This window comes from Segatella buccae ATCC 33574 (assembly GCF_000184945.1).
Classification (GTDB): domain Bacteria; phylum Bacteroidota; class Bacteroidia; order Bacteroidales; family Bacteroidaceae; genus Prevotella; species Prevotella buccae.
Genome location: NZ_GL586312.1, coordinates 1 through 1,624, shown reverse-complemented (window position 1 = coordinate 1,624; position 1,624 = coordinate 1). Strand labels below are relative to the sequence as shown.

The 1,624-nt window shown below is 37.4% G+C and carries 1 protein-coding gene and 1 pseudogene; both read left to right on the top strand.

Going from position 1 to position 1,624, the window contains the following annotated elements; all coding sequences use genetic code 11:
- Positions 1-750: pseudogene (locus HMPREF6485_RS13010) on the top strand (hypothetical protein); the annotation flags it as partial.
- A 2-nt stretch (positions 751-752) separates the two neighbouring features.
- Positions 753-1,376 (top strand): hypothetical protein, encoded by a 624-nt coding sequence (locus tag HMPREF6485_RS13005; RefSeq protein WP_004347177.1) that lies wholly within the window; start codon positions 753-755, stop codon positions 1,374-1,376.
- Positions 1,377-1,624 lie beyond the last annotated feature (248 nt).

Below are 1,624 nucleotides of genomic sequence, written 5' to 3'. Positions count from 1 at the left end.
GGTGCACGCCAATACAACCCCGTCGTGCCTATATGGGACAGAGTGGATCCGCTCTGCGAGAAATACTATAACACCAGCCCGTATGTTTACTGCGGGAATAATCCGGTGAATGCAGTGGACAAAGAGGGGTGCTATATAATATATATTGCAGGTACAAATGATCATACCCCATATATATATCATAAAGGTTCATTTTATAGATATTATGAGGATGAAAAAAGATTTTTGCATACTGTCGGAAATCCAGTGCGAGTTTATGGTGAAATAATGCTACAGGTAATGAATAGTTTGAGGAAAATGGAAAATTCCACAAACAAAGATATCAGAAAAGTCTTTGAATCTCTTAACACATCGAAAAGCAAGCATTTTATATCTCCTCAAAAGGATACGGGGACTTACACCACAGGAGATAAGTATAAAACACTGACGGCAGTTAATTATATCAAGGATAGAGGAGGGAATGACTTCAAAAAAATAGGCCTAAGCTGGTATCAATTAATTGGCCATGAATTAAAGCATGCTTATGATTTCCAACATGGGTTAGAATCAAGGTCGCATCGAGAAGAGGTTTTTGAAGGTGTGTCCGGTAATATGCATGGGTTAGATGAAATCCCTACTACATATTTTGAGAATTTAATCAGGACAGAAGAAAAACAGTCTAAAAGACTTACGTATGATGGGATTAATGTCTATGCTCCTAAGGGTATTCCGACTGATATATTTGAAAATTGGAATCAAATAAAATACTGATTATGAAAAGATATATATGGCATTTTTTTTTCGCATTGTTGATATTGACATCGTGCGAACAGAAAACGGAAAAGCGAGTCTCTTTTACCGAGTTGTACCACTTTTATGATAGTTATACCGGCAAATACGAGGATCTCCATCATGTATATAGTGATGTATCTTTAGTGGCAAATAAGTTGCAAAGGTTTTTAGATTCAACGGGACTTCCCAGAATATATGTTGATACGTCAAGGACTGTTGGTTATACTCAATTTACAAAGGTTCTGTTGCTATATGGATATAATCTTAAGTTGTCAGCAGACAAAAAAACTTATCAACCTATAGGGGATAATTATTATGGCATCTGCTTTTCTCATGGGTTTGCTGTAGATACGCTAAATATGATAGTTGACAACGAACGGTTATTTACTCTGTATAAAAAGCAGGCGGCAGCGTGTGGATTTGAAAAGTTGGATTATGATAGTAATTTTTATTCACGAATAGTAAGTCATACAGATACAAATGATTATGGTGGCGGATACTCTGTAGGTTTTCTGAGAAGCGATAAAGAGTCCTTATTTCGAGATGGGGATAAAATAATAACAGTGAATGGGAAATATCGTATAACGTTAGTTTATGACCCTTAAAACCTGAATAAACATTCAAGATAGAAGTGCAATTTCTTAATGGGTGTTTGTAAGAGTTGACCTCCGTGTCGGATGCGGCCGTTCTTGGCGCGAAGCGACAAGGTTGGCCACATCCGACACGGAGGAATAAAAAACAACCGACAATGCAAAAAAGACAAAAGGGAGACCGCTGTCTCCCAAGGATTAATTACTTTTGTATTGCCTATGTACAAGCACTTAACCCGTGAGCAAAGGTACGCAATCTACCT

What these genes read in the sequence shown, in the direction of transcription:
- HMPREF6485_RS13005 (WP_004347177.1), top strand. Translation starts at nt 753, where the DNA reads ATGAAAAGATATATATGGCATTTTTTTTTCGCATTGTTGATATTGACA.